Annotated in this window: 20 protein-coding genes and 1 other RNA gene; 2 read left to right on the forward strand and 19 right to left on the reverse strand. The window is 62.4% G+C overall.

All coding sequences use genetic code 11. The features are described 5' to 3' along the window. Positions 1–39 precede the first annotated feature (39 nt). The 4 genes from ftsA to aqpZ form a co-directional block, all read right to left on the reverse strand. Entirely contained in the window at positions 40–1,371 is a 1,332-nt protein-coding gene (gene ftsA / locus J3P73_RS16855) for a cell division protein FtsA (protein WP_003561012.1), read from the reverse strand. Then, entirely contained in the window at positions 1,368–2,300 is a 933-nt protein-coding gene (locus J3P73_RS16860) for a cell division protein FtsQ/DivIB (protein ID WP_075224107.1), read from the reverse strand. The genes ftsA and J3P73_RS16860 overlap by 4 nt, the downstream gene beginning before the upstream one ends. Beyond that, entirely contained in the window at positions 2,288–3,214 is a 927-nt protein-coding gene (locus J3P73_RS16865; RefSeq protein WP_012758281.1) for a D-alanine--D-alanine ligase, read from the reverse strand. Before J3P73_RS16865 ends, J3P73_RS16860 begins: the two co-directional genes overlap by 13 nt. Positions 3,215–3,487: 273 nt before the next feature. Beyond that, the gene (aqpZ, locus tag J3P73_RS16870; RefSeq protein WP_018074147.1) at positions 3,488–4,174 is read right to left on the reverse strand and encodes an aquaporin Z; all 687 of its coding nucleotides are present in this window, start codon (positions 4,172–4,174) and stop codon (positions 3,488–3,490) included. Between the two features lie 219 nt (positions 4,175–4,393). On the opposite strand from aqpZ, the gene J3P73_RS16875 reads away from it, so the two are divergent. Both J3P73_RS16875 and J3P73_RS16880 read left to right on the forward strand, forming a co-directional pair. After that, positions 4,394–5,707 carry an MFS transporter gene (locus J3P73_RS16875; protein ID WP_130692225.1) on the forward strand — a complete coding sequence of 438 codons (1,314 nt, stop codon included), beginning with the start codon at positions 4,394–4,396 and terminating at the stop codon, positions 5,705–5,707. Between the two features lie 115 nt (positions 5,708–5,822). Then, a complete protein-coding gene (locus tag J3P73_RS16880; protein ID WP_075224109.1) occupies positions 5,823–6,752 on the forward strand; it encodes a UDP-glucose 4-epimerase family protein in 930 nt (309 codons plus the stop codon). A gap of 3 nt (positions 6,753–6,755) precedes the next feature. Here J3P73_RS16880 and murB read toward each other — a convergent pair whose 3' ends face one another. From murB to J3P73_RS16955, 15 genes are all read right to left on the reverse strand, one after another. After that, on the reverse strand, positions 6,756–7,730 hold the full coding sequence (murB, locus tag J3P73_RS16885) for a UDP-N-acetylmuramate dehydrogenase (RefSeq protein ID WP_130686678.1): 975 nt from the start codon (positions 7,728–7,730) through the stop codon (positions 6,756–6,758). After that, positions 7,727–9,142 (reverse strand): UDP-N-acetylmuramate--L-alanine ligase, encoded by a 1,416-nt coding sequence (gene murC / locus J3P73_RS16890; protein WP_024320782.1) that lies wholly within the window; start codon positions 9,140–9,142, stop codon positions 7,727–7,729. Before murC ends, murB begins: the two co-directional genes overlap by 4 nt. After that, a complete protein-coding gene (gene murG / locus J3P73_RS16895; RefSeq protein ID WP_130661952.1) occupies positions 9,139–10,263 on the reverse strand; it encodes an undecaprenyldiphospho-muramoylpentapeptide beta-N-acetylglucosaminyltransferase in 1,125 nt (374 codons plus the stop codon). The genes murC and murG overlap by 4 nt, the downstream gene beginning before the upstream one ends. 6 nt (positions 10,264–10,269) lie before the next feature. Continuing rightward, the gene (gene ftsW / locus J3P73_RS16900) at positions 10,270–11,424 is read right to left on the reverse strand and encodes a putative lipid II flippase FtsW (protein WP_012758288.1); all 1,155 of its coding nucleotides are present in this window, start codon (positions 11,422–11,424) and stop codon (positions 10,270–10,272) included. A gap of 1 nt (position 11,425) precedes the next feature. After that, the gene (gene murD, locus J3P73_RS16905; RefSeq protein ID WP_018074141.1) at positions 11,426–12,838 is read right to left on the reverse strand and encodes a UDP-N-acetylmuramoyl-L-alanine--D-glutamate ligase; all 1,413 of its coding nucleotides are present in this window, start codon (positions 12,836–12,838) and stop codon (positions 11,426–11,428) included. 7 nt (positions 12,839–12,845) lie between these two features. Continuing rightward, positions 12,846–13,946 carry a phospho-N-acetylmuramoyl-pentapeptide-transferase gene (mraY, locus tag J3P73_RS16910; RefSeq protein WP_003541415.1) on the reverse strand — a complete coding sequence of 367 codons (1,101 nt, stop codon included), beginning with the start codon at positions 13,944–13,946 and terminating at the stop codon, positions 12,846–12,848. 22 nt (positions 13,947–13,968) lie between these two features. After that, positions 13,969–15,402, reverse strand: coding sequence for a UDP-N-acetylmuramoylalanyl-D-glutamyl-2,6-diaminopimelate--D-alanyl-D-alanine ligase (locus J3P73_RS16915; protein WP_128407048.1), 1,434 nt, complete (start codon positions 15,400–15,402; stop codon positions 13,969–13,971). Continuing rightward, a complete protein-coding gene (locus tag J3P73_RS16920; protein WP_130692227.1) occupies positions 15,399–16,919 on the reverse strand; it encodes a UDP-N-acetylmuramoyl-L-alanyl-D-glutamate--2,6-diaminopimelate ligase in 1,521 nt (506 codons plus the stop codon). Before J3P73_RS16920 ends, J3P73_RS16915 begins: the two co-directional genes overlap by 4 nt. Before the next feature lie 6 nt (positions 16,920–16,925). Beyond that, a complete protein-coding gene (locus J3P73_RS16925) occupies positions 16,926–18,686 on the reverse strand; it encodes a peptidoglycan D,D-transpeptidase FtsI family protein (RefSeq protein ID WP_017965108.1) in 1,761 nt (586 codons plus the stop codon). Continuing rightward, a complete protein-coding gene (gene ftsL / locus J3P73_RS16930) occupies positions 18,686–19,168 on the reverse strand; it encodes a cell division protein FtsL (RefSeq protein WP_130692229.1) in 483 nt (160 codons plus the stop codon). Before ftsL ends, J3P73_RS16925 begins: the two co-directional genes overlap by 1 nt. 1 nt (position 19,169) lies before the next feature. Beyond that, on the reverse strand, positions 19,170–20,195 hold the full coding sequence (gene rsmH / locus J3P73_RS16935; RefSeq protein ID WP_130692231.1) for a 16S rRNA (cytosine(1402)-N(4))-methyltransferase RsmH: 1,026 nt from the start codon (positions 20,193–20,195) through the stop codon (positions 19,170–19,172). Between the two features lie 17 nt (positions 20,196–20,212). Continuing rightward, positions 20,213–20,650, reverse strand: coding sequence for a division/cell wall cluster transcriptional repressor MraZ (gene mraZ, locus J3P73_RS16940; protein WP_024320776.1), 438 nt, complete (start codon positions 20,648–20,650; stop codon positions 20,213–20,215). 411 nt (positions 20,651–21,061) lie between these two features. After that, positions 21,062–21,459: RNase P RNA component class A (gene rnpB / locus J3P73_RS16945), an RNA gene on the reverse strand. A gap of 157 nt (positions 21,460–21,616) precedes the next feature. Next, positions 21,617–22,792, reverse strand: coding sequence for an NAD(P)/FAD-dependent oxidoreductase (locus tag J3P73_RS16950; RefSeq protein ID WP_130655907.1), 1,176 nt, complete (start codon positions 22,790–22,792; stop codon positions 21,617–21,619). An 11-nt stretch (positions 22,793–22,803) separates the two neighbouring features. Next, entirely contained in the window at positions 22,804–24,045 is a 1,242-nt protein-coding gene (locus J3P73_RS16955; protein WP_130692233.1) for an NAD(P)/FAD-dependent oxidoreductase, read from the reverse strand. Positions 24,046–24,051: the final 6 nt, after the last annotated feature.

Genomic DNA, 24,051 nt, shown 5'->3' on the forward strand with positions numbered 1-24,051 from the left:
CTCTCTGGCCGCATCGCCACGCCGGCCAATTACTCAATTTCAGAAACTTTCCTTCAGCCACTGGCCCATGCGGGCTATGCGGCTGTTATTTCCCCCAAGCGACATGAGCAGACCGCTCTGTGACGCATGTGTCTCCATGTCCGCGACCTGCGGATAGATCATCAGGCCGACGGCCGTCGAAAAGGCCGGGCCCTTGGCCGCCGTCGGCAGCCCCGAGACGCCCATCGGGCGGCCGATGCGAACGTTGCGGGCAAGGATGCGCCGCGCCACGTCGGCAAGGCCGGTCAGCTGGCTCGCCCCGCCGGTCAGCACGACGCGCTTGCCGACGATCGGGCTGAAACCGGAGCGCTGGATCCGGTCGCGGATCAGTTCCATCGTCTCCTCGATACGGGCCGACACGATGCGCGAAACCAGCGCCCGCGGCACCTGCGACGGCTGGTCGCGATCGTCCTCGCCGATCGGCGGGATCGAGATCAGCTCGCGCTCGTCGGAGGAATTCGAAAGGGCCGAGGCATGCACGACCTTCAGCCGCTCCGCATCCTCGATGCGGGTCGAAAGGCCGCGCGCCAGGTCGGTGGTGACGTGATGGCCGCCGAGGCCGACGGCATCCGTATGAACGAGCTTGCCTTCGGCAAAGACCGAGATCGTTGTCGTGCCGCCGCCCATGTCGATCGCCGCGCAGCCGAGCTCGACCTCGTCGTCGACGAGAGCCGCAAGGCCCGATGCATAGGGCGTCGCAACGATGCCCTCGACCGACAGATGCGCGCGGTTGACGCTAAGCTCGAGGTTCTTCAGCGCCGAGCGCTCCGCCGTCACCACATGCATGTCGACACCGAGTGCATCGCCGTACATCGCCAGCGGATCGCGGATGCCGCGCTCGCCGTCGAGCGAGAAGCCGGTCGCCAGCGAATGCAGCACCGAACGGTCCTGGCGCAGCGACTGCTGGCAGGCGGCCGACAGCACCTTCTTCAGATCGTTGAGCTCGACTTCCTGGCCGCCGAGATCGATCGTCGCGGTGTAGATGTCGCTGCCGAGGCGGCCAGCCGTCAGGTTGACGATCAGGCTTTCGACGGTCAGCCCCGCCATGCGCTCCGCCGCGTCGACCGCAAGGCGAATGACGCCTTCCAGCGCGTCGAGATCAGCGATGACGCCAGTCTTGATGCCGCGGGAACGCTGGTGGCCGATGCCGATGATCTCGATATTGTGCGTGCGGCCCGGCAGGATCTGGCTTTCCTCTCGCGGCGTCAGCCGGCCGATCATGCAGACGACCTTGGTCGAGCCGATATCGAGCACCGAAACGACATGTGACCGCTTCGACGAAAGCGGCTTCAGGCGCGGCAATCCGAAATGGGATGAACCGAACAAGCTCATATATTCTGCCCCGCCTTCTTCAATTCTTTCGTACGCTCCGTCACTGCCGTCTGCCTGCGGATCGCCGCCTCCGGCGTCAGCTGGATCGCGGTTCTGTCGGCCAGCCTGAGATCGACCGCGGCAATGTCTCGCTCCAGGAGCTGGTGCTCCTTGTCGAACTTCGAAAGCGTCGCCAGTGCCTGGTCGATACCGTCTTCCGGCAGCTTGACGACGACGCCGTTGTCCATGTGCAGGTCCCAGCGACGGCCTGATATCCAGACATAGGCCTTCACGCGGGCCTTCACGTCGGGCCACTTCGAGAAGGCGTCGTCGAGCGAAGCCGCCGCCGTTTCGGCATCGCGGCCGACGACGAGCGGCAGCGCCGAAAACTTGTTGTCGCGCAGCGGCGCAATGACGCTGCCGTTCTTCTCGATCAGGGAAAGCTCCTGTCCGTGCTGCCAGATCGCATAGGCCTGGCGCTCCTTGAGCTTCACTTCGATCGTTTTCGGATAAATCTTGCGCACCTCGACACTTTCGACCCAGGGAAGATGGGCGATCTTCCTGCGGGCGGCATCGACGTCGAGCGCAACCAGCGAGGTCGTGCCGTCAAGGCCGATCAGCTGCAGGATCTCGATTTCGGAGGTCTCCGAATTGCCGGAGACCTTCACGTCCTCGATCGCAAAACCCGCGGCCGTCGTCGTCGCCTGCGCTACGGCTTCCGTGTGACCGCCGAGCGACATGCCGTAAAGCCCCGTCGCAGCCAGGAAGGCGAGCGCCGAGACCGTGCCCGTATGAACAGGAATGTAGATGCGGCCGCTGCAGAGGCTGATCAGGAAGCGCGTGACCCGGCGCAGCGGACGCGGCAACACGAACCGCTCTTCGGCTTCCATGATCGGAAGCACGGCATGATGGCTGGGGCGCCCAATCCTCTTGACTGTCAACGCAAACAAGACGCGTCCTCCACCATCCACCGGAGAAACTGACCAAACGAATAACCGGCATGACCGGCCATTTCGGGCACGAGCGAGGTTGGAGTCATACCTGGCTGGGTATTGACTTCCAGCCAGATGATTTCGCCGTCTTCGGAGAAACGATCGTCGTAACGAAAGTCGGACCGACTGACGCCGCGACAACCGATTGCCTGATGCGCCCTTAGGGACAATGTTTGTATTTTTTGGTAAATATTCGGTGAAATTTTCGCGGGGATGACGTGTTTTGAACCGCCTGCCGCGTACTTGGAGTCGTAATCATAAAAATTGTGTCCCTGCGGCACCACTTCCGTGACACCGAGCGGAGTTTCACCCATGACACCGCAGGTGAGTTCGCGACCGTAAACATAGCGCTCGACGATCACCTCTTCGCCGTAGCGCCATTCGGGCGAGCTGACGATCTGTGGCGGATGCGCCTGATCTTCGGTGACGATGACGACGCCGAAGCTCGACCCTTCGCGGACGGGTTTCACCACATAGGGCGGCTTCATCGGATGCGTCGCGGGAAAGGCGAAACGGTTGACCACCTGCGATTCGGCCACCGGAATGCCGGCGGCGCCGGCAACGAGCTTCGCCTTGTCCTTGTCCATCGCCAGCGCCGAGGCAAGCACGCCCGAATGCGTATAGGGGATTTCAAGATATTCGAGGATGCCCTGAATGGTGCCGTCCTCGCCGAACGGGCCGTGAAGCGCATTGAAGACGACATCGGGCTTCAGCGCAGCAAGCTTCTCGGAAACGTCGCGCGCCACGTCGATACGCGTCACGTCGAAGCCCTCTGCCTCGAGGGCTTCTGCGCAAGCCTTTCCCGAGGAAAGGCTGACGGGCCTTTCCGAGGAAAATCCGCCCATCAGGACAGCGACATGCTTGCGACTCATCAACACCCCCAAAAAATAACTTCCAGTTTCGAAATCGACGCTTGCGCGAAGCTGTCTGCGTCGTTTCAGGCCTTTGTCCGACCTGGGTGCATTAGAGCATCATTATGGTTAATGAAGTGTTTACTTTCGTTAACTTCGTATTGCCGCGCCCTTGATTTTTTAACCTTCTCTTCTTCGGGATTGCCAGATCGAAGACGCCGCTGATCCGCGAAAACAGAAAAACCCGCACGAAAAAACCGCGCGGGTTCAATGGGATAGCTCGTTATCTTGCGGTCAGTCGGCGTCGTCGAGGAATTTCCATACGAGCCCGCCGAGCGCTCCACCCGCAAGCGGCGCAATCCAGAACAGCCAGAGTTGCTGCAGCGCCCAGCCGCCAACGAAAAGCGCCTGGCCGGTGGAACGCGCCGGATTGACCGAGGTATTCGTCACGGGGATAGAAACGAGATGGATCAGCGTCAGCCCGAGGCCGATCGCAAGCGGCGCGAAGCCGGCAGGCACCCGGCTGCTGGTCGACCCCAAGATGATGATTAGGAAGAACATGGTCAGCAGCACTTCGATCAGCAGCGCCGAAAGCAGTGAATAACCGCCTGGAGAATGATCGCCATATCCGTTGGCGGCAAAGCCGCCGAGTTCGAAACCTGCCTTGCCGCTGGCGATGAGATAAAGCAGCGCCGCCGCGGCGATGGCGCCGACAACCTGCACGACGACATAGGGAACGAGACGCGCCGCGGGAAACCGTCCGGCAACAGTTAGGCCAAGCGAGACGGCGGGATTGAAATGACCGCCCGAAATGCCGCCCACGGCATAGGCCATGGTGAGCACTGTCAGACCGAACGCAAAGGCTACGCCGACGAAACCGATCCCAAGCTCGGGATAGGCCGCGGCCAGCACTGCGCTGCCGCATCCGCCGAAGACCAGCCAGAACGTGCCGAGAAACTCAGCAACTAGACTCTTTTGCATGCTCGCCTCCTTAACCTCAACCAAGAGTTTAAATGAATCCGTTACAATTTGATTCCGGTCAAGCGCGTGGACATTGCCGCGGCAAGCTCCACGCAAGGATCAAGAAACGGGTGGAGATGCGGCAAGTGCGGCGCGAGGAGACGTTTTCTCAGACCTGAAATTGCGTTAAGACCCGCCAGCCTCCCTAGGCGCTCCATAAAAATACTGATTGGAATGAAAATGACAGACGCGATCTCCGCATCGCCGACTCCCGCTTCGAACAGCGCGCAAGTCAATTCCCCGGCTCGCGTCCTCATCGCCAGCCTTGTCGGCACTACCATCGAATTCTTCGACTTCTACGTCTACGCGACGGCAGCCGTCCTCGTCTTCCCGCATCTCTTCTTCCCGGCAAGCGATTCGAACGCCGCAACGCTGCAGTCGCTCGTCACTTTCTCGATCGCCTTCTTCGCCCGCCCCATCGGCGCCGTCATCTTCGGTCATTTCGGCGACCGCATCGGCCGCAAGGCGACACTCGTCGCCGCGCTGATGACGATGGGGCTTTCGACGGTCCTGATCGGCATGCTGCCGGGCTATGATGCGATCGGCATCGCAGCACCCTTGTTGCTGGCGCTTTGCCGCTTCGGCCAGGGCCTCGGCCTCGGCGGCGAATGGGGCGGTGCCGTTCTGCTTGCCACCGAAAACGCTCCTCCCGGCAAGCGCAGCTGGTTCGCCATGTTCCCGCAGCTCGGCGCGCCGATCGGCTTCATCCTCTCCTCCGGCTTCTTCCTCATCCTGGCGGAAACGATGAGCAACGAGGATTTCCTCGATTACGGGTGGCGCATTCCCTTCATCGCCAGCCTCGCGCTCGTCGCCGTCGGCCTCTATGTCCGCCTCAAGATCGCCGAGACGCCGGAATTCCGCAAAGCCGTCGAAAAGCAGGAGCGCGTCGCCGTGCCGATCGAAGTGGTCTTCCGCAACCATCTGCGCAGCCTGATCCTCGGCACCTTCATTGCCGTCGCGACCTTCGTACTGTTCTACCTGATGACGGTCTTCACGCTCTCCTGGGGCACGACACCTCTGGAAAAGGGCGGGCTCGGTTATACGAGAGAGCAGTTCCTGGTCGTCCAGCTTGTCGGCGTCGTCTTCTTCGGCCTGACAATCCCGCTCTCCGGCTGGCTCTCCGATCTATATTCGCGCCGCATCATCCTGACGCTGACGACCATTGCCATCGTGATCTTCGGCTTCTTCTACGCGACGCTGTTGACCAGCGGTCTCACAGGCGCTTTCCTGTGCTCGATCATCGGCCTCGCCTTGATGGGCTTCACCTATGGTCCGATCGGCGCTGCCCTTGCCGCTCCCTTCCCGACCATGGTGCGCTATACCGGCGCCTCGATGACCTTCAACCTCGGCGGCATCTTCGGCGCCTCGCTCGCTCCTTATATCGCCACCTGGCTCGCCACCCATTACAGCCTGGACTATGTCGGCTACTACCTCGCCGCCGCGGCCGTAATCTCGCTGGTCTGCATCCAGCTGTCGGGCCGCGAGGAAGTCTGAACCTCGAGTAGCAAGTGAACAACCAGCCGCGGCGCTCTAACGTCGCGGCTTTTGTATTGATGCCATGAGCACTTCCGGTTAACCGGAGCACTCACGGCAAAACGGGGAACAGATCATGCGATGCCTCATTACCGGCGCGGCCGGCTTTGTCGGTGGACCACTCGTCGAGAGACTGCATGGAGAGCGGATATGCGAGCTTGCAGTGACGACGCGATCTGCAGCCGCCAGCTTCCCGACATCTGTGCGGCATTTCCCCATCGAGATAACAAGCGAAACCGATTGGACAGCGGTTCTCGAGGGTATCGATGTCATCGTCCATCTCGCCGCTCGTGTTCACATCATGAACGACCGCGCAGCCGATCCGCTTGCGGAATTTCGTCGGATCAACACCGCCGCCACGTTGAACCTCGCCGAGCAGGCCGCCCGCGCGGGCGTAAAAAGGTTCGTCTTCATCAGCAGCATCAAGGTCAATGGCGAGGAAAACGATCGCCCCTTCCGGCACGACGATACGCCAATGCCGATCGATCCCTATGGCATTTCGAAGTTGGAAACTGAAATCGGTCTGCATGGAATTGCCGCCCGAACAGGCATGGAAGTCGTGGTCATTCGCCCGCCGCTCGTCTATGGACGCGGCGCGAGGGGCAATTTCGCCCTGCTCGTCGGACTGGTCAGGAAGAAGATACCGCTCCCCTTCGCGTCGCTGAAGAACCGCCGGACATTGGTCGCGCTTCCAAATCTCGTCGATCTGATCATCACCGGGATGAAGCATCCCGGCGCAGCCGGCCAGACCTTTCTAGCAGGCGATGGAGAAGATCTTTCGACTCCCGGGCTTATCGAGGGGATTGCCGCAGGGCTGGGCGTCAAACCGATGCTGCTCCCATTCCCGCCCGCCTTGTTGCAGATGGGAGCGAGAGTCACGGGAAAGGGCGCCGTCTACCAACGCCTTTGTGGCTCCCTCCGGGTCGACATATCCCATGCCCGCGACGTGCTCGGCTGGTCGCCCCTCGTCACGCCGCGCGAAGGCCTGAAGCTTGCGGTGAAGTAACCGTTACTCGCTCGTCACGCCGTGGAACGGACGCACTTCGCGGCCGGGCATGAAGACGCCGAGACGTTTAATTTCCCATTCGAGCTTGATGCCGTCTTTCTCGAAGACCTCGCGGCGCACCTGCTCTCCGAGATATTCGAGGTCGTAGCCGGTCGCCTGCCCCATGTTGATCATGAAATTGCAGTGAAGCGCCGACATCTGCGCGCCGCCGATGACGAGACCGCGGCAGCCCGCTTCGTCGATCAGTTTCCAGGCCGAATGGCCGGCCGGGTTCTTGAAGGTCGAGCCGCCGGTCTTTTCGCGCACCGGCTGCACCGTCTCGCGGTGATTGCGCACGGCGTCCATCTCGGCGCGGATCTGGGCACGCTCTTCCGGATAACCCTCGAACAGCACAGAGGTGAAGATCAACTCGCTGGATGCGGTCGAATGCCGGTAGGAATAGCCCATCTCGGCATTGGAAAGCACGTGCTTGTCGCCCTTGCGGTCGACCGCATGGACCTCGATCAGCCGCTCGCGCGTCTCCACGCCGTTTGCGCCGGCATTCATGCGCGCCGCGCCGCCGATGCCGCCCGGAATGCCGTAGAAGAAATGAAAGCCCCCGATGCCGTTGTCCATCGCCATCGCCGCCACGTGTTTATCCGGGCAGATGGCGCCGGCCAGAATACGGTTTTCGCCGGCGAGCTCGACGAAGCCGAACCCCTTGGCCGACAGGCGCAGCACGACGCCGGGAATGCCGCCGTCGCGTACCAGGATGTTGGAGCCGACGCCGACCACCGTCAGCGGCACCTCTTCCGGCAATATCTTCAGGAAGGCGATGAGATCGTCGATGTCATGCGGCTGGAACATCAGCTCGGCCAGGCCACCGGCCCTGAACCAGGTGACACGGTCCATCGGGGCATCCGGCGTGATACGGCCGCGGATATCCTTTACACCGTCTCCGAGAGACGCGAGAAGCTTTTCCCCATTCACCTGTTTCATACGGACTTTCCCGATAGGCCTTCCAGTTGCTTGGGCAGCGCCGCCGCCCAGGATGTGATGCTCCCAGCCCCCAACAGAACCACGAAATCGCCAGGCTTTGCAACCTCCGCGACCATCTGCGGCAAAAGCTCCGCCGAGTTTATAAAGCGGGCGTCGCGATGGCCGCCGGATTTGATGCGTGAGACCAGCGACACGGAATCGATGCCTTCGATCGGATCCTCGCCCGCCGCATAGACCGGTGCCAGGAAGATGCTGTCGGCATCGTTGAAGCAGGCGGCGAATTCCTCGAACAGGCTCGCAAGACGGCTAAAGCGATGCGGCTGGTGGACGGCGATGACACGCCCCTTGCAGGACTCTCGGGCGGCGCGCAGCACCGCCTTGATCTCGACGGGATGATGGCCGTAATCGTCGAATATCTGCACGCCGTTCCACTCGCCGGTCAGCGTGAAACGACGCTTGACGCCACCGAAGGAGGCAAGCCCCTTGGCGATATCGGCGCTCGATATGCCGAGCCGGTTGGCAACGGCGATCGCCGCCGTTGCGTTGGAAATATTATGGCGCCCCGGCATCGGCATGACCAGCCCCTTGAGCTCGATCACCTGGCCTGTGCGGCGGCGGCGGATTTCGACGTCGAATATTGAGCGCGTGCCGTCGATGCGCACATTCTTGAAGCGCACGTCGGCCTGCGGGTTCTCGCCATAGGTAATGATCTTGCGGTCCTCGATGCGGCCGACCAGCGACTGCACCTCGGGATGGTCGAGACACATGACGCCGAAGCCGTAGAACGGCACGTTCTCGACAAACTGCCGGAAGGCTGCACGCACGGCGTCGAAATTGCCGTAATGATCGAGATGTTCCGGGTCGATATTGGTGATGACGGCGACATCGGCCGGAAGTTTCAGGAAGGTGCCGTCCGATTCGTCGGCCTCGACCACCATCCACTCGCCCTCGCCCATGCGGGCATTGGTGCCGTAGGCATTGATGATGCCGCCATTGATGACGGTCGGGTCGAGCCCGCCGGCTTCGAGTAGTGTGGCGACCAGCGAGGTGGTCGTCGTCTTGCCATGCGTGCCGCCGATGGCGATCGCATTGCGGAAGCGCATCAGCTCGGCCAGCATTTCGGCACGGCGCACCACCGGCAGCAGCTTTTCGCGCGCGGCGATGAGCTCCGGATTGCTCTTCTTGATCGCCGTCGAGACGACGACGACTTCGGCCTCACCCAGGTTTTCGGCCCGGTGACCGACAAACACCTCGATGCCCTTGTCGCGCAGGCGCTGGACATTGGCGCTGTCAGCCTGGTCCGATCCCTGCACCTTGTGGCCGAGATTGTGCAGCACCTCGGCAATGCCGCTCATGCCGATGCCACCGATGCCGATGAAATGGACGAGGCCGATCGTCTTCGGCAGTTTCATGCGCGTGTCCTCTTGAATTCCGCAATTGTCCGTCTGGCGGCAATAGCCTCAACCATGTCGGCAAGCAAGTTCGCGGCATCGGGTTTCCCGGCGCGTTTCGCCGCCGCCGCCATGTGCGAAAGCTTTTCCGGATCGTTCATGACAGCCGTCAGGATCGCCGCGATCTTCTCCGGCGAAAGCTCCGACTGGGCGATCACCTTCGCTCCGCCGGTCGCAGCGAGTGCCGCCGCATTCGCCGCCTGGTCGTGATCGAGAGCATGCGGGTAAGGGACGAGCACGGCCGGCCGGCCGATGACGGAGATTTCCGAAACGGTGGAGGCGCCCGAACGGCAGATGACGAGATGCGCCCTCGCCAACCTCTCGGCCATGTCGGTGAAGAAGGGGGCGATATCGGCCCCCATTTCCAGCTTGGCGACGCAGCCGCTGACCATTTCCATATCCTCGGGACGCACCTGCTGGGTGATGCGCAGGCGCACGCGAAGCGCCTCGTCGAGCAGGCTGATCGCCGTCGGCAGCGCCTTGGAGAAATATTGCGCGCCCTGGCTGCCGCCGAAGACGACGAGGTTGAAGGCCTCGCCCGGATGCGACGGCATGTAAGGCACCTCGGCCGCAGCGATGATCGCCGGGCGGACCGGATTGCCCGTCGTCACCGTCTTGTCTGGAAAGGCGGCGCCTCCCTCCGGCAGGAACCCGCCGGCGATGGCCTGCACGCGGGTTGCCAAGGCCTTGTTGGCGCGCCCCATCACGGCATTCTGCTCGTGAATCATCGAGGGCACGCCGAGCCGGGTGGCGGCAAGCAGCGGCGGCACGGTGGGATAACCACCGAAACCAACGACGATGATAGGCCGCAGCCGCTGAATCAGCTTCTTTGCCGCCCGCATGCCGCTCCAGAGCGTCCACAGCGAGCGGGCGACAGCAACCGGGTTCTTCGAGCCGATCGTCGCCGACGGCACGACATGGATCTCCTCGGCCGGAAATTTGCCGGCATAACGCTCGGCCCTGCTGTCCGTGACGAGATGCACCGAATAGCCGCGCTCCTTCAGCTTGAAGGCCAGCGCCTCCGCCGGGAACACATGGCCGCCGGTTCCCCCGGCGGCAAGCAGCACGATGCCTTTGCTCATGGTCTTCTACTCCGCCGGCATGCCGTGCGGGACGCGGAAGAGGCTCCGGTCCTGCGCGCGTTTTTCCGGTCGATGGCGGGTCAGCGCCAGGATGAAGCCGGCGGTGACGCAGATCGCCACCATGGACGAGCCACCATAGGAAATCAGCGGCAGCGTCATGCCCTTCGCCGGCAACAGTTCGAGATTGACGCCGATATTGATGATCGACTGGATGCCCATCTGCAGCACCAGGCCGGCGACGGCGAAGCGGTTGAAGTCATTCCGTTCGCGATAGGCATGCGAGAGGCCGCGCAGCACCAGAACGGTAAACAGCGCAACGAGCGCCATGCAGAAGACGATGCCGAATTCCTCGGCCGCGACCGAGAAGATGAAGTCGGTATGCGCATCCGGGATGATGCGCTTGACGATGCCTTCGCCCGGCCCTTGGCCGAACCAGCTGCCGCGGATGATCGCCTCGCGCGCGGTGTCGATCTGGAACGTGTCGCCTTCGCCGGTCATGAATTTGTCTATACGCAACGCAACGTGCGGGAAGACGTAATAGGCGCTGAGCAGGCCGCCGGCGCCGCCGATGCCGAGCAGCATGATCCAGATCCACGGCATGCCGGCCATGAAGAACATCCCGCCCCACACGGCCGTGGTCAGGATGGTCTGGCCGAGGTCCGGCTGCGCGATGAGAAGGGCTGCGACGATGCCGAACAGGATGATGGCAAAGAGATTGCCGGGGATCTCCGGCTGGCGCGCATGTTCGGCAAACAGCCAGGCGCAGACCACGACGAAGGCGGGCTTCATGAATTCCGATGGCTGGATGGAAAGGCCGGCGATCCAGATCCAACGCCTGCCACCCTTGACCTCCTGGCCAACGAACAGCACCAGCACCATCATGGCGACCGAGATGATCAGGATCAGGATCGCGGTCCGCCGCACCTGGCGCGGCGTCAGGAACGACAGCCCGAGCATGACGCCGATCGAGGGGATCATGAAGGCGGCATGGCGCTTTACGAAGTGGAAAGGCTCGAGCCCGATGCGTTCGGCGACCGCAGGAGATGCCGCAAATGACAGCATGAATCCGATGCCCATCAGAAAGATGAACATCGCCAGGAAGAAGCGGTCGATGGTCCAGAACCAATCGGCCAGAGGCCCACGTTCCGCGCGGCTTACCATGTCATTTCTCTCCTGTTGCCGGACCGATCAGCATCGCAATCCCGTCAAGCGCTGCCACGTGGCCGACGAAGGCTTCGCCCCTGACTTCGAAATTCTTATACTGGTCGAAGCTTGCGCAAGCCGGGGATAACATCACGGCCGAAGCGGCGCTCTCGTCGCGTTCGGCATCGGCGGCCGCATGCGCGACGGCGCGCTCCAGCGTATCCGATATTTCGTAAGGAACAGCCTCGCCGAGCGTCGCGGCGAATTCCGCCGCCGCCTCGCCGATCAGATAGGCCTTGGCGATGCGCGGAAAATAGGGAGCGAGCGTCGTGATGCCGCCAGCCTTCGGCAGGCCGCCGGCGATCCAGTAGATGCGATCATAACTCGAAAGGGCCGGCGCCGCGGCATCGGCATTGGTCGCCTTGGAATCGTTGACGAAAACGACACGGCCACGCTGCCCGACCGGCTGCATGCGGTGCTTGAGGCCGGGGAACGAGGCAAGGCCGGCGCGGATGTCATCGGCCGACACGCCGACGGCAAGGCAGGCAGCGACGGCTGCGGCGGCGTTCTGCGCATTGTGGCTGCCGCGCAGCGTCTGGATGCCGTCGAGATCGACGAAAGGCAGCATCGCTCCGCCGGCAGCTTTGATGAGCTTGGTGCCCTCGGCATAAATCCCGTCGGCCACGACGTTGCGGCGCGAGATGCGGACCACCTTGACGCCCGCCCGCTCGACGCGGTCGGCAATCAGCGCCGAATGGCTGTCGTCGATGCCGACGATTGCAACATCGCTACCGGCGACCAGCCGTTCCTTGACATCGGCATAATGCTGCATCGTGCCGTGACGATCGAGATGATCGGGCGTCAGGTTGAGCAGGATGCCGGCCGACGGGTCCAGCGTCGGCGCCAGATCGATCTGGTAGGAGGAGCATTCGACGACGTAATAGCGCTCGGCCTTCGGCGGATCGAGCGTCAGCACCGCCGTACCGATATTGCCGCCGAGCTGCGTGTCGTAGCCGGCGGATTTCAAGATATGGGCGATCAGCGCCGTCGTGGTCGACTTGCCGTTGGTGCCTGTTATGGCGATGAAAGGGCAATCCGGCGCATGGGCGCGGCGCTCGCGTACGAAGAGCTCGACATCGCCGACGATATCGACGCCGGCCGCGCGGGCAAGATCGACAGTCCAGTGCGGCTTCGGATGGGTGAGCGGTACGCCGGGCGACAGCACGAACAGCGCCTGCTGGCTCCAGTCGATGCTGTGCAGATCCTCCGTCCTGATGCCTTCGGCCGCGGCCTTGGCAACGCTGTCTGGATTGTCGTCCCAGGCGGTCACCTCAGCACCGCCTGCGATCAGCGCCCGGGCGGTGGCAAAGCCGGAGCCGCCGAGCCCGAAGAGCGCGACCTTCCTGTCCTTGAGCGTCGTGACCGGGATCATCGCCGCCTCACCGGAGCTTCAGCGTCGAAAGGCCGAGCATCGCAAGGCCGACGGCAACGATCCAGAAGCGGATCACCACCTGGCTCTCGGTCCAGCCCTTCTTCTCGAAGTGATGATGGATCGGCGCCATCAGGAAGACGCGCCGGCCAGTCATCTTGAAGAAGCCGACCTGGATGATGACGGACAGCGTCTCGATGACGAAGAGGCCGCCGATGATTGCCATGACGATCTCGTGCTTGGTGGCGACGGCGACGGTGCCGATCGTGCCGCCGAGTGCCAGCGACCCCGTGTCGCCCATGAAGATGGCGGCCGGCGGCGCGTTGAACCAGAGAAAACCGAGACCAGCGCCGATGACGGCGCCAAGCACGACGGCGAGTTCGCCGGTGCCGGGCACGAAATTGATCTGCAGGTAATTCGCAAACACCACGTTGCCGGCGAGATAGGCGATGACGCCGAAGGAGGCGGCGGCGATCATCACAGGCACGATGGCAAGCCCGTCGAGACCGTCGGTCAGGTTGACGGCATTGCCGGCGCCGACAATGACGAAGCCGCCGAAGACGACGAACATGATGCCGATATTGATCATGAAGTCCTTGAAGAAGGGAAAGGCGATCGAGGAGCCGAAGGTCGAGCCGGCAATCCCCGAGGCAAGGGCGGTGCGCATCATGAAATAGACGGCGATGCCGGCGATGACGAATTCGATGCCGAGACGCGCCTTGCCGGAAAAGCCCATATGGCTCTGCTTCGTGACCTTAAGGTAATCGTCGTAGAAGCCGATCGCGCCGAAGCCCAGCGTCACCAGCAGCGTCGCGACGACATAGACATTGGAAAGATCGGCCCAGAGCAGCGATGCGCCGACGATGCCGGCGAGGATCATCAGCCCGCCCATGGTGGGCGTGCCGGCCTTCTTGAAATGCGTCTGCGGCCCGTCGGCGCGGATCGGCTGGCCCTTGCCTTGCCGGATGCGCAGCGAATTGATGATCGTCGGCCCGAACAGGAAGACGATCAGCGCTGAGGTAAAGAGAGCGGCCCCCGTGCGGAAGGTAATATATCTGAACAGATTCAGAAATTTGAAATATTCCGACAGTTCGACAAGCCAGATCAGCATTCAGGGCCCCTTGTTTACCCGATCAAAATTCGCGTTGCGTGTCGGCAAATGGCGGGAACTTGTCAAGGAGCGCGGCGACGATCTTGCCGAAACCGATGCCCAGAGACGATTTCACCATCAACACGTCGCCTGGCGCGACCGAGTTCAATACATAGTCCGTCAATTCGCTCGTGTTCTCGCGATATTCGACATGGACGCTTTCCGGCAACGATTCCTTGAGCGCAGCCATCTCCGCTCCGGCCAACCAGACATGTTCGATACCGGCAGCAAGCAGCGGCACGGCAAGGTCGGTATGGACCTTCTGCGCATAGTCGCCCATTTCCAGCATGTCGCCGAGCACGGCGATACGGCGTCCGCGGCCGGTCGGCTCGGAGGCCGCCAGCAGCGCGATCGCCGCGCGCATCGAGGCCGGATTGGCATTGTAGCTCTCGTCGATCAGCGTGAAGCTGCCGCCGCCGATCGAAAGCCGGTGGCGCTTGCCCCTGCCCTTTTCCGGCTTCAGCGTCGCAAGCGCTTCGATCGCCTTCTGCATATCGGCGCCGACGATCCTGACGACGCCGAGCGCTGCGAGCGCATTCTCGGCGATATGGCGGCCCGGCGCGCCGAGCGCAACTTCCAGCGTCTCGCCGCCGATCGTCAGCCACAGCGTCGAATTCTCGTCGGAACCATTGAATTCTGCGAGCCGGAATTCAGCCTTGGCATGCTGGCCGAAGGAATGGATATGCTCGATGCCGAGCGATTGCGCCGTGCGGTCGAGGAAATTGAACTGGTCGTTGTCGCGGTTGAGCACGACATGCCCACCGGGTTCCAGCCCCTCGAAGATCTCGGCCTTGGCGGCGGCGATTTCCTTGATGTTCTTGAAATTGCCGAGATGCGCCGGCGCGATCGTCGTGATGATGGCGACATCGGGACGAATCATCGCCACCAGCGGCCGGATCTCGCCGGGATGGTTCATTCCGACTTCGAAGACGCCGTAATCCGTATCCTCAGCCATGCGTGCCAGCGTCAGCGGCACGCCCCAATGATTGTTGAAGGAGGCGACGGAGGCGTGCACCTTGCCGGAGGGCGACAGCACATGCCGCAGCATTTCCTTGGTGGTCGTCTTTCCCACAGATCCCGTCACCGCGATGATCTGGGCCTTAGAGCGCTCGCGCGAGGCAAGGCCGAGCCGGCCAAGTGCCGCGAGCACGTCTTCCACGACGATCATCGGCACCGTCAGACGGCCCATGGCGGGAAGCCTCGCCTCGCTGACGACGAGAAGGGAGGCGCCGTTCGCCATCGCCATCGATGCGTAATCGTGACCATCGACACGGTCGCCCTTGATCGCGAAGAAGGCTTCGCCTGGAGCAATCGAGCGGCTGTCGATGGAGATGCCGGTGATGCCTTCGGGCAGAGTGCCGAAGGGGCGCCCCGCCATCGCTGCGATCATGTCTTCGGTCGTCCAGAGCCAGCTCAAGATTTCAGGTCCTCCAAGGCCTTGCGCACCTCCGCATGATCGGAGAACGGCAGGGTGACGTCGCCGATCGTCTGCCCTTCCTCATGCCCCTTGCCGGCGACGATCAGCGTATCGCCGGATCTCAGCATACTGACCGCCTCGCGGATCGCCGTGGCGCGATCGGCGATTTCCGAGGCGCAACTCGCTGCCGCCATGATCTCCGCCCGGATCGAGGCCGGCTCCTCAGAACGGGGATTATCGTCGGTGACGATGACGACCTCGGCAAGACGGCAGGCGATTTCGCCCATGATCGGCCGCTTGCCGCGGTCACGGTCGCCGCCGCAGCCGAAAACGACGATGACGCGGCCGGTGGTGAAAGGTCTGACCGAGCCCAGCACGTTTTCCAGAGCATCCGGCTTGTGGGCATAGTCGACATAAGCGAGTGCGCCGTCTTTCGTGTGGCCGACGAGTTCGAGACGGCCGGACGCGCCGACGAGCTTCTCGAGCGCAGCCATCGCAACCTTCGCCTCAACGCCGGTCGACATGGCAAGCCCCGCCGCGACCAGCGCGTTGGCCACCTGAAAGTCGCCGGCCAGCGGAATGTCCACCTCGAAGATCTCGCCGCCGATATGGACCTCGGCCATCTGCTTGTGGCGGAAGTGCTCGACCCGCTTCAATGAGAGGTAGTTACCCTTTCGCCCGACGGTACGAACGTCGTGACCGGCACCGGTCGCGGCCTTGATCGCCTGAGCCGACCACGGATCGTCCGCGAAGATCACCGCCGGCGATCCCTTCGGCAACAGCGTATCGAAAAGCCGCATCTTGGCGGCCATATAGGCCTCTATCGTGGGATGATAATCCATGTGGTCCCGGCCGAGATTGGTGAACGCGGCGGCGGCAAGCCTGACGCCGTCGAGCCGGCACTGGTCGAGGCCGTGACTGGAGGCCTCCATCGCGGCATGCGTCACGCCTTCTCCGGCAAGTTCCGCCAGCAGCTCATGCAGCGACACAGGATCGGGCGTCGTCAGCGAGCCATATTCGTTGCGCGTCGGCGAGACGACGCCCGTCGTGCCGATCATCGCGGCCGCGTGGCCGGCATGCGCCCAGATCTGCCGGGTGAAAGAAGCGACGGAGGTTTTGCCCGCGGTGCCGGTGACGGCGACCATAGTATCGGGCTGCCTGCCGTGGAAACGCGCGGCGGCGATGGAAAGGAAACGGCGCGGCTCTTTGACCGCAAGCACCGGGATCGAAGCAGCGACGGCTTGGGAGGCGATCGCGACGGCAGCGCCGCGGCCGGCGGCATCCGCGATGAAGCCCGTACCGTCCGCCTTGGTACCGGCGACCGCCACGAAAGCATTGCCCGGCGCCACCTTGCGGCTGTCCGAAGACAGGCCTGAGATATCAAGCAAGCCTGCCGGGCCTTCGAGCTGTGCTTCAAGTTCCGGAAACTGATCTCCGGCCAAGTCTCGCAATTTCATCGAATGCACTTTTCTCTCTTGAAGCCGGTTCACCCCTCGCGAATCGGCGTCGATATTCATTCACACTCAATAAGACACCAGCAAGGCCGATCCGCCCTCCCCGAATTTCGGCTCGATGCCGAGAATGGGGGCCGCGCGGCTGATGATCTCGCGGGCAATCGGCCCGGCGGTACCGGCGGAGATCGTTCCGCCATAGGCCTTCTCACCGGTCTTCGGCTCGTCGCAGAAGGTGATCACCGCATATTTGGGATCGTTGATCGGGAATGCGGCGATGAAGGAATTGAAATTCAGGGTCGCCGAATAACGGCCGTTCACCACCTTGTCAGCCGTGCCGGTCTTGCTGCCGACGGAAAAGCCCGGCACGCGGGCGACGCGCCCGGATCCCTTGTACCCGTTGAAGTCAAGCAGATAGCGAATCTCGTCGCTGGTCGACTTCTTGATCACCTGCGTGGCAATCTCATCAGCCTGTTCGCGCGTGCGCGGCAGGAATGTCGGCTCGATGAGCTTGCCGCCGTTGACGAGAGCGGCGGCCGCCACCCCTGTCTGCAGTGCCGTCGTCGAGACGCCATGGCCGAAGGAAATCGTGATCGAATTGATCTTCTTCCAGACGCGCGGCTGGCTCGGCATCTTCACTTCGGGCAGCTCGGTCTGCATCTTGGTCAACAGGCCGAACTTGGTCAGATAGTCCTTCTGCGCGTCGATGCCGACGATGTCGATGACGCGCGCCGTGCCGATATTCGAAGAATATTGGAAAATCTCGGGAACAGTCAGCCAGCGGCGCTGCCCGTGAAAATCGTGGATAGTGAAACCGCCGATATAGATCGATTTGCTGGCATCGAAACTGTCGGTCATCTTCACCTTGCCGCTATCGAGCGCCATGGCCAGCGAAAAGGTCTTGAAGGTCGAGCCCATTTCGAAGGTGCCGTTAGTCATCCGGTTGAGCCAACCCTCCTTGGCGCCTTCCTGCGGATCGTTCGGATCGAAATCCGGCGCCGATGCCATCGCCAGCACTTCTCCCGTATGCACGTCGATGACCGCAGCACCCGCGCCCTTGGACTGGAAGTTGTTGACGGCGTTGACGACCGCGTCCCGCACGATGTTCTGCACGCGCAGGTCGATCGAAAGGCGCACCGGCTCGAGCGGCTGGTCGCTGGTCATGCCGACGGAGGCGAGATCGGCCAGCCCCTGGTCGTCGATGAATTTCTCCATGCCGGCGACACCGCGGTTGTCGATGTTGACGTAACCGAGGATATGCGCGGCGGTCGAGCCGCCCGGATAGAAGCGGCGCTTCTCCGGCCGGAAGCCGATGCCGGGAATGCCGAGCGCCAGGATCTGGCTCTGCTGCTTCGGCGTCAGCTGTCGGCGCAGCCAGGCGAAATGCGAGGTCTTGACCGAGAGCTTCTTGTAGGTGTCCTTGACGTCGAGCTCGGGCAGCACCGTCGCAAGCTTCTCGACCGCCTCGTCGGCGTCGACGATCTTGTTCGGTTCGGCAAACAGCGAGACGGTACGGATGTCGGTCGCCAGCACCTCGCCGTTGCGATCGAGAATGTCGGGGCGCGAGGCCATCAGCCGGTCGGGCGGCAGGATGCTGGAGACGACCTCCTGGTCCTTCATCGCATATTCGACAAGACGGCCGCCGATGACGGCGTAGACACCCATGAAACCAAGGATCAGCAGGCCGACGCGGCTTTTCGCCTGCCCTGATTTCTTCTTGCGCGATCCCTCGATCGCCAGGCCGGCAGGGGAAGGACCACCGAAGCGGTTATAGACGCCGGCGGAGAAATGCGCCTGGCTCTTCAAAACCATGATGCGGGAAAGAAACGACATTATTCCTCCACCGATCCGGTTTCGATCTGATCTGCATCCTCTGCCTCGCCGCGTGGCGCAGGCATCGGAATGGGCTGCGCCTTGGCGGTGGCTTGCGCGCCCTTGGCGCTGGCCACGGTCGCGCTCTTGGCGCTGGCCTCGGTCGCGCCTTTGGCGCTGGCTTTGGCCTCCGTCACATCAGGCACGGGAACCTCGGATTTCAGCATCGGCAATTCCTTGGCATGCACCAGCGCCGTCGATTCCGTCGGCTGCAGCTTCAATTCGTCATTATAGGCTCTGACCAGTCGCTCCAGCCGGTTCGGCTGCGATTGCAGCGCCCAGTCGGCCTTGAGAAGGTCGATCGTGTCCTTCTCGAGCTTGATCTCGGCTTCGAGGCGATGAACCTCCTCGAGCTTCAATTCGGCGCGGTGCTTGATCGTGTAGGTCACGGCGGCAGTGGCCGTCATGACGCCGATGAGCACGAGATCCAACGTTTTCAGCATATCAACCACCAAGCTTTCCGAGGCTGGCAAGATTGGGAAACCCGAAGAGCGACATATCCGCGGCCTCGGCGGCAGCGTCCGTCCTCAGGCCGGCGCGCAGCTTGGCGGAGCGGGCGCGCGGATTGATCTCCGCCTCCGCCTCGCTTGCCGAAACCATCGACTTGCCGATGACCGCAAAGGTTGCTGCCCGCTCATGCGCGACCGGCAGGTGCCGCGAACCCGACGCCTTGCCGGCGCGGTCGGAGAAGAATTTCTTGACGATGCGGTCTTCGAGCGAATGGAAGGTGACGACGACAAGCCGCCCGCCTGGCTTCAGCGACGTTTCGGCCGCAAACAGCGCCTGCGCCAGCTCGCCGAGCTCGTCATTGACGAAGATGCGCAATGCCTGGAAGACGCGCGTTGCCGGATGGATCTTGTCCTTCATCTTGCGCGGCGTGACGAGCTCGATGAGACCGGCGAGGTCGCGTGTCGTTTCGAACGGCTTTTCGGCGCGGCGCTTCTCGATCGCATGGGCGATGCGCGGAGCCTGGCTTTCCTCACCGAGAAAATGGAAGATGCGGATGAGATCAGCGACCTTGGCGCGGTTGACGACATCGGCGGCCGAAACGCCTTCGGCCGACATGCGCATATCGAGCGGACCGTTTTTCTGGAAGGAGAAGCCGCGCTCGGCCTCGTCGATCTGCATGGAAGAGACACCGATATCGAGCACGACGCCGTCGAGCCCGCCTTGCGGCGCATGATCGCCAAGATGCGAGAATTGCGAATGAACGAGCCTGAGCCGACCGCCATGGGCGGCGACCATTGTCTGCCCTGATGCAATCGCTGTCGGGTCGCGATCGAGCGCGATCACCTCGGCGCCGGCGGCAAGGATGGCCGAGCTGTAACCGCCCGCACCGAATGTACCATCGAGGATGAGCTTGCCGGGCGCGGGCGCCAGTGCCGCAAGGACTTCGTCGAGAAGAACAGGAATGTGACGAACCGGTCCGCCACCGGCATCAGTTGAACCTCCGCCAGGATTCGCCACCATTCCGTTCCCTCGTTCTTTCAGGAACGCTTGCCCGCCAGCTTGCGCTCCCCTCGTGCTTGCGCCTGTGCGGCCACAAAAGCCTGCGGCTGCCAGAGCTGAAAATGATCCGCCCGACCGACGAAGGTCACTTCGTCCGAGATGCCAGTGAAGCCCCGAATGAAATCCGTGACCATCAGCCGCCCCTCGGCGTCGAGCTTCATGAAGACCCCGCCTCCATGAATGAGAAGCGACATCTCGTTTGCATCCGGCGAAAACGGATCCTCCGCAGCAATCTGCCGTTCGAATCTTTCGAGAAGATCCGGACCGCCGACACTGATCGCCGGAAACACAAAGTCCTGAAAGCAGTAGAGCTCCTGGACGTTGCGCTGCGCCAGCACGGAACGGAAAGCCGAAGGCACGGAAACCCTGCCCTTGGCGTCGATCCTGTTGGTCGCGTTCGAAAGGAAGCGGCTCATCACACGAAACATCCGTTCCCGCAGGGATCCGGACCAAAAGACGCCCGAAACTCCCGATATCAGGCACAGCTTCGCAAGCCGGATGAGCGAAAACCCCTCCGACGCTTCCGGAGAGGAAGACGCCTTTGCTTTGCGATGAATGGGCAGATGATTGCCCTGGTGCAGTGCGCATTTGGGATAGCATGGGACCATATGGGCGTCAATGGGATACGCCCATTTTGCAATGGACGCATGATCAAAAATTTATAAGCCGTTAAGTTTAACAAAGGGTTAGCAGCGTCATCTTACAAATGACACGCATTGGTATGCCTGCAGGAAAAATCCATCCGATGGATGCATAAACAGCCGCTTGAAAACAGCCGGTTTCAGCGACTTACGCTGAAAATCCGGCTGCCGCGCCACAAGATGGTAATCGCCAGTTGGCCTGTAAGCCGGGTTCTGTATGGCTCCGGCGTGAACCGGAACGTGGCAGCCATTCCTCTGGGACAGCGTTCGCACGCTGCCTCGCGCAACCCACCCGGATGACTGGCCTGGAAACCGGCCGGAAGGCCTTTCGACCTGCCACGTCATCCCTATTCGGTCTTGCTCCCGGTGGGGTTTACCGTGCCATTTCCGTTGCCGGAGATGCGGTGGGCTCTTACCCCACCCTTTCACCCTTACCTGTCATGACAGGCGGTTTGCTTTCTGTGGCACTTTCCCTGAGGTCGCCCTCGCCGGACGTTATCCGGCACCGTGTTTCCGTGGAGCCCGGACTTTCCTCACCCTACCGCCTTTCGGCATTGGTAAAGCGCGGCTGCCCAGCCAACTGGCAGGGCTCCCATAAACGAGAGAGATCGCAATTGCTATCGAAATAAACGATATCGCTCGGAGCAATTCCAGCAAGAATGCGCAGCGGTTTTGCGTCCGGAATTGCGGAACAACAAAAAGAGAGAGCACCTCCGTGATTCGGAGAAAAACGGAAATGCTCTAGCGAAATTGCGGTGTGAAATCCGTGGAATAGCCCTGTTCGCCGATTCTACCTGACAAAAGCAGCTCGGCTCCAAGCCGGCCGATTTCGTCCGAGCTCTTGGCCGACGTTCCGGCACAGCCCGTCAGCACCGCGATTTCTGGCGATGAGGTGTAGCCAATCATCGGGTAGCCACTTTCCGTATGCGACACGACGCAGGCCGCCGTCGAAATCGAGAGCGGCACGATATCGGGCACTAGACCTTCAACGATGCGTTTGAGATGCGCGCGCACCATATCGCGGCCCTCGGTCTTGAACCAGGCGCGCATGTCGGCGTCGCCGCTGAGTGCCAGATCGTCGGGATCGCCGCCGATCTTCAGATAGAATTTGCCGTCGGGATACCGGATCGGCGGCAGCAGGTAGATATCGATGCCGGGCGCCCGGAGAATGAGCGACGGCATCGCGGCCAGGCGCACAGCATCGGCCTCGCCCACCTCGAAAAGCGTCACGGTCCGGGCATAAACGGTCATGGCAACGGGCCGCGGCAACAGATTCTCCGCAATGGAAAATCCGCCCGCTGCCAGCAGCACCTTTTCACCGCGGCAGGTCCGGCCGCCGGCAGTCTCGACGACAGCCACGCCGCCCTCGCTACGGATCGAAACGACATAGTCACGAATGACGGTGGCGCCTGCCTTTTCGGCGAGCAGCGACTGCGCCTTGACCAGGCTGCGCGGACTGATGTGGCCGGCCCCCCTCGCCTCGAAGACGCCGGCGCCACCATCAGGAAAGGCGAAAAAGGGAAAGACGGCCTTCAGGCCGGCCCCATCGAGAAGGCGGGTCTCGACACCGAGCGAGATGGCGGCCTGTCGGGTTCTCTCGAGATAATCGCTCTCCGTCGGCGCGACGACGACGCAGCCGACCTCGCGATAGAAGTCGATGTCGCTGTCGCGGGCGATCTCGCCATAACGGCCGATCGAACGGTTGGCGAGCAGCGCCCAATTGCGGTCGGGATCGATGGTACGGGTGATGCGCCCCTCGTCGTAATGGCTGGCGAAGACGCCCTGATGCGCCTTGCGGTCATCAGGCTCGTCCGGACCGATCACCGCGACACCGTCGACTTGGCGCGCCAGATGCCGCGCCGCCGCTGCCCCCATCAGCCCGCGGCCGACGACGATATATTTGAAATCGACTGCCATGCTTTTCCTCTCTACGACGCCGCGTGTCTTTTCAGACCCGCAAAGGACGCTGTATCATCTTGAATTGCTGCGAAGACCGGCGTCAGTTCGCCGCCGAAATCCTGATCGCCGAGCCGTCCTTCCGCCAGAAGCACCGCTCCCAGCCGCCCTAGTTCGTCGGAGGATTTGGCCGCGACGAAATTGCCCCCTGTCAGCACCGCGACGCGTGGCGACTGCGTAAATCCGGCATAGGGATAACCGGTGAGTGTGAAATTCGCCACGCAGGGCGCCGAGGTCACGCGGCAACCGGCAAGCTCCGGCATCAGCTGCAAGGCGACACGCGAGAGATGATCGCGCTCGGCAGCATTGCCGTCGGAACGGAACCACGCGCCGGCATCCTCCAACCTCTCGAAGGAAAGCGCCTCGGTATCGCCACCGAGTTTCAGATAGGTCTTGCCGTCGGGATAACGCACCGGCGGCAGGATATAGATGTGATCCTCTTCCCGGTCACCGAGCACGATCGTCGACGGGATATCGCCGAAAACCGCCATCTCGCGCTCGCCGATTTCGTAGAAGGCGACGGTGCGCGCCATGACCCTGGTATCGACGGGACGCGGCAGCAGGGCATGGAAATTGCTGAAACCGCCAGCGGCGACCAGCACGCGCTCGGCGCTGTAGCTTCTGCCGCCGGCCGTCACCTCGACATGGGAACCGGCGTCGTGCACGGATGTCGCGGTTGCCTCGATCAGCGAGACACCACCCTGTTCGGCAAGCTTGATCTGCGCCCGCACCAGCGCACGCGGATTGATGTGGCCGGCGCGCTTACGCTCGAAATATCCGCTGAAATCAGGGGCAACGGCAAGATAGGGAAAACGTTGGGGAAGCACCGACGGAGCGATGGTCTCTATATTGCTGCCGAGCGACCGGCTGACGGTCAGTGCCCGGTTGATGTAGTCCTGTTCGTCCGTCGGGGTCGGACCGGCAAAGAGGCAGCCCACCTCCGAATAGAAGGAAATGCCGCTCCTTGCCTCGATCTCGCCGTAGCGGTCGAGCGCGCGGGCGGCGAAGGTTCCCCAGGCAAGATTGCCGTCGAAAGTGCGGGTGATGCGCGCTTCGTCGTAGTGGCTGGCGAAGACGCCGTGATGGGACTTGCGCTGATCCGGCTCGCGCGGGCCGATCAGCGCGATGCCGTCGGCCATCGACGAGAGATGCCGTGCGGCGGCGGCACCCATCATGCCGCTTCCGATGATGATGAACCTGAAATCGACTGCCATATCCCA

The organism is Rhizobium ruizarguesonis, from assembly GCF_017357285.1.
GTDB classification, from domain to species: Bacteria; Pseudomonadota; Alphaproteobacteria; order Rhizobiales; family Rhizobiaceae; genus Rhizobium; species Rhizobium ruizarguesonis.